Annotated in this window: 2 protein-coding genes; both read left to right on the top strand. The window is 61.6% G+C overall.

What is annotated here, in order from left to right:
* On the top strand, positions 1–1,818 hold a 1,818-nt coding region (locus PDO_RS09550), incomplete at its 5' end, for an ATP-binding protein (protein WP_007600969.1).
* A gap of 350 nt (positions 1,819–2,168) precedes the next feature.
* Positions 2,169–4,829, top strand: coding sequence for an AAA family ATPase (locus PDO_RS09540; protein ID WP_007600966.1), 2,661 nt, complete (start codon positions 2,169–2,171; stop codon positions 4,827–4,829).
* The last annotated feature ends 386 nt before the right edge of the window (positions 4,830–5,215 follow it).

The raw sequence follows: 5,215 nt of genomic DNA, 5'->3' as shown, positions 1-5,215 counted from the left end.
GCAGAACGAGAAATTAGAAGAACGGCGGAAGCGGAACTGAAGCTTGTTCGCGAAAGGCGGAATGGCGCGGAGCGAGAATTCGAAGCGTTCACCGCGGCTCGTGAGAAGGCAATAGTGCTGCAGAAGAGCCTAACCTCTGGAGAGGCCAACCGGACCGAAGCGGTGATGAATCGCCGGGAGGCGGCTGACGCCATTGAAAAGGCGCGTGAGAACGTCGAGCTCGCGGAAGCTCAGGAGCAGGAGCTCCGGGAGCGGCTTGCCCGCTTCGACGCGGCAGCAAAGGCACGCGAGGCGTTCGAGCGCTTGGCTGACTTGAAGGAACGCTTAGCCGAGGCGGAGAAGGTCCGCCAGGGCATTGAAGAGTGTGAGGCGCAACTCGCCCTCCTGAAAATTCCGGCAAAGGCTATCGACGAGCTGCAAGCCCGCGAAGTCGAGATTGCCAAGCTCCGCGCCTTAGATGAGGCCGCTCGCCCCTCACTTTCGATCCATTACGAGGCAGATGCGGCCGGAACCGTGACCCTGGACGGCAAGCCTCTGAAAGACGGAGAAGACCGAACCTATGAGGGGCAGGCTCGGCTTGCCGTGCCAGGGTTTGGAACAATCACGCTGCGATCGAACCGCCCCGGTCGGAATGACGACCAATTGGTGCAGGCAGAAGCGGCACGAAGCGCGCTCCTTGCGTCAATGGGCGTCGACAGCCTGTCGGCGGCGCGAGATCGGCAGGAGAAGGCGCAGCAGGTTGACGCTGACCTTCGTGAGTTACGCGGACGACTCTCCTTTATCGCTCCAGAGGGATTGCCGAAACTGAAAGAGGATGTCGCTGCGGCTGGCTTGATCAGCCTTGAGGTTCTCGACCCGAACGAGGATCCGACGTTGCTCCGGACAGCGCTTACTGAGGCCGAAGATCGCCGCAACAAGGCGCGACTGGCCCTGCGCGAGGTTGAGCCAAACCAGTCCCGTGCCGACGAAGCCTTCGTCGCGGCCGAGACCACCTTGGCGTCTCTCATGTCCGATCAGGTGCAGTTGGTTGCGATCCTGGGACCGGAAGAAACGCGTGGAGCGCGCGAGCGCACTTTGTCTGCCACGCTGGCGGATCTCGACCAATCGCTTTTGGAGGCGGAGGCACACGTGTTGAGACTAGGTGAGAACGTCGGTGATCTCGAGTCAATCGCCGCGGCGTTGACGCGTGCTCGCTCGATCGAAGCAGCGGCCGACAAGGAGATCAATGCGCTGCGGGAGACCATGGCGGGACTCAACGCAGAGATCCGGGCGCAATCCGAAGAGGCGGTGGAGGAGAAATGGCGAGAGACCGTGGAGGCACTCACTGCAGCGACAGCAAGGGTGGAGGCTTTCGTGAGAGAAGTGGCCGTCCTGCAGCGTGTGACAACAGCATTGGAGACAGCGAGATCCGAGGCCCGCGAGCTCTACCTCAAGCCTGTCATGGCTGAACTCGGGCCGCTCCTCAGGCTGCTCTTCGACGACGTTTCGATCACCTTCGATGACAAGACGCTTCTACCCCAGACCATCCTGCGCAACGGACAGGAAGAGGACGTCGATCGCCTCAGTGGCGGCATGCGGGAGCAGCTGTCCGTGTTGACGCGGCTGGCATTTGCGAGGCTGCTCGCGCGTGATGGCCGGCCAGCGCCCGTCATCCTTGATGATGCGCTGGTCTATTCGGACGACGACCGCATCGAGAAGATGTTCGACGCACTGCACAGGCAGTCTCGGGACCAGCAGATTATCGTCATCTCCTGTCGCCAGCGGGCTTTTCAACGGCTCGGAGGAAACGTGCTTCAAATGACAGAATGGCAGCCATAGAGACACTTCGGCAGCATCCATTTATCGAACAGAATCAGCTCATAATTGCCGTTGAATTGGTCAGGCATTTGAAACGATACATTAGTACTGCCTCTCGCGAGAGAGGGTTCTACGTTCGCCGGAAGGGATTGCATGCTCGAGGACCTGCTCTACTAACGGCTCGCTCTGGGCCAGCCAGACCCCGAGGCGTTCGTCACGATGCTCCGCGCATCGCGCAGAGCGCAGCAGCCAATTCGGCTCGATCTCGTGACGCTCGCCGGCCCGGATGAAGTAGAGGCCTGTCGGATTGGGTAAACCCCGCTTGCGTCCGCCAGCGGACGCAAGCATTCTGGCCTCACAGAGGAGAGGAAATGGCCAAGGATCTAATGAGCTGGGCTGCGGAACAGCCCGACTGGGTCAAGGACAGTCTGCGGCGGATCGCCGTCGCGACGGACTATTCCGTCGAGCAGGTGGATGCTGACTGCATCCTCGACAACGTGCGTGCCGCGGCTAGGGCTAGCTCGTCTGCTCACACTTTGAGTGCCATCGACGCCTCGCATCTCGGAAACGGCTCAGGGGAGACGCGCCGGACCGTCCTGGCGCAACTCGGTCCTGTGCAGAATGTCGACCGACTTGCCTGTGGCCAGAAGCTGCGCATGGCCGCAGTGGGCATCACGCTGGTGTATGGGGAGAACGGGAGCGGGAAGAGCGGATACACACGCATCGCCAAGCGGCTATGCCGCAGTCTGACCGCGGATCAACTGCGGGGGAACGTCTTCGACGCTAGCGGCGGGCCGATGCGGGTGCAGGTGCGCTACCAGGTCGGCGACGACGCGGTGACCGACATCGAGTGGGATCCCGGGACCCCGGCACCCCCGCAGCTCAGGCAGATCTCGGTTTTCGACAGTCACAACGCCCGGCTCTACGTCGATAGTGAGAACAGAATCGCCTATCTGCCCCGTGAGCTCGCGATCCTTGAGCACCATGGGGAACTGTGCCAGCGGATGGCCGCGAGGTTCTCCGCAGACGAGAAGGTTCTCGTGCCGCGGCTGCGCGGCCCGCTTCCCGCCGGCTACACCCCGGGCAGCGCTGTCTCCCTCATGCTCGCCAAGCTTGATCCAAAGGCCCCTTTGCTGCCGAGCGCGGACGATCTCCGCAATCTGTCTGAACTTTCCGATGTGGAACTCACGGAACTCGCCAGACTGGAGGCCGAACTTGCCGCCGATCCTGTCGCCCTGGCGGCCACGCGGCGCCGCGCCGCCGCAGTGCTGAAGCGCGTGTGCGACGTGCTGGGTAGCCTTCGGGACGCGCTCTCGGAGACGGTTGGCGATACAATCGCATCGGCCTTGCGGGAACTAGTCCAGGCGGTGGAGGCGGAGAGGATCGCGGCTTCCGCTAGTTTCGCAGACGAACCTGTTGCGAACGTCGGCAGCACGGCATGGCGCATTCTTTTTGAGGCCGCGCGCGATTTCGCGGCTGCTGGAGCGGAGCTAACGCCCGAGCGCCTGCCGGATGCGACCGGCGACTTCTGCTTACTATGCCTTGAGCCGCTCACCCCGCCCGGCGCCGCCAGACTGGCGCGCTTCAACGACTTCGTAAGTGGAGAGGCCACGAAGCGTGCTGACGGTGCACGCAATGCTCTGAAGGCGCTTTTGGCGCAGGTCGAGCAGGTCAAAGTCCCCGAGTTGGCGGTCGTGGAGGAGAGCCTGGCCGGCTACGGACAGCTCGACGCCACGCGCGCGGCTACTGTAGCCGAGATCATCAAGATCTTAGGCGAGTTCGAGTTGAGGCGTTCCACGCTCCTAGACGAGCGGGCGAACCCAGCGCCCACTCCGGATGTTGCCGCGCTCACCTCGACGGTCACCGCTGAATTCGCCCGCCTTGAGGAGGAGGCCGCGTTACTCCAGCGAAGCGCCGCACACACCGAAGCACTGGACTCCATGCGGGTGCGGCTCGCCGAACTTAAGGACCGGGTAAAGCTTGCGAATGACCTCGAGACCGTCCTCCAGCGTCTGGGGGACGTGGTGGAGCAGAGGTCGCTGATCGGCTGCCAAGCACAGGTGGCGACGCGGTCTATCTCAACGCAGATCACCGCCCTGCGCAAGCAACTCGTGACCGAGGAACTGGAGCGCCGGATAGCCGAGGAAATTGGCTCGCTCGATTTGACCCACCTCCCGTTCAAGGTCAGCGATTCAAGTTCGGGCGGCAAGAGCCTGTTCTCGGTGGGTCTGCAGGGCGCCAGCACGGTGAAGAACAACCAGGTTCTCTCTGAGGGCGAGCAGCGAGCGCTGGCCCTCGCGTGCTTCCTCGCCGAGATCGGAGGCGACGACGCGCGCTATGGCATCATCGTCGACGACCCGGTGTCCTCGCTCGATCATCTGCGCATTCGCAAGGTCGCCCAGCGTCTCGTTGCCGAGGCGAAGAAGGGGCGGCAGGTCATCATCTTCACGCACAACCTGGTGTTCTTCAACGAGGTGGTCTCGGAGGCAGCTCGAGCCGGGGACGCCGCTCCGCTGATCAAGACAGTCGTTGCCAAGACCCAGTCCGAGGGCTTCGGCGTGATCCGCGAGAACAGCGAACCATGGGTCGCCGATTTGAACGCACGGATCGAAACGCTGCGGAACCGCGCGAAGGAACTCAAGTCTGTGACGGACTTCGACACTGACCAATACCGGCGGCAGACGAAAGACTTCTACTCGGACTTACGTGAATCGTGGGAGCGGGCAGTAGAGGAGGTCGTTCTGGCGAAGACTGTAGTGAGGTTCGTGCCGGACGTGATGACGGGTCGACTCAAGGAGGTGACCGTCACCGACGAAGACTACCGGACCATCTTCTTCGCGATGAAGCGAGCGTCGGAACGGTCGGGCCACGACATGTCCGCGGGCAGGGACATACCGCAGCCGTCCCCGGACGATATGGAGACAGACCTCAAAGTGCTCGATGACTTCAAGATCGAGCTTGGTAAAAGAAGGAAGGCGACCTCCGCCACGCGTTCCGCGCTCGAGAACCCGGTGGGCGCACCACTGCTGTAAGGACCTGTTTCAACCATCTAGAAAATCGGCATGAGGGTGAGAAGCTCGTCACTCTGGCGCACTCTGCAGCGTTGTTGTGAGGGACTATTGAGAGCAGTAAAACTATTAACGGGCCATTCTGAGCCGCAATTAAAGCCTTGATGTTACACTGAAAGGTCGGCGGTAAGAATGTCCGCTTCCGACGGAACGTCACCAATTGCGTATTTCAGTAATCGCGGACATCGATTCCGCTAATTCGCGGACACCTCCTCCGCTAATGTGCGGACAGTTTAGGCGCAGCATTTTTCAGGCCTGTTGTTGATCAGCCATTCGTAATTTCGTGGTTCACGTGCGGCGCGGAGTCAATGCCGGATTTTGCCTTGCGCATGCTGTCCCCTTCCAAAATG

Source organism: Rhizobium sp. PDO1-076 (assembly GCF_000247475.1).
Classification (GTDB): Bacteria; Pseudomonadota; Alphaproteobacteria; order Rhizobiales; family Rhizobiaceae; genus Allorhizobium.
Note: the sequence above shows the minus strand (reverse complement) of the source record. Positions and strands in the feature narration are given on the sequence as shown.

Excerpts from the sequence above, each read along its gene's own strand:
- PDO_RS09540 (WP_007600966.1), top strand. The coding sequence starts at position 2,169 with ATGGCCAAGGATCTAATGAGCTGGGCTGCGGAACAGCCCGACTGGGTC.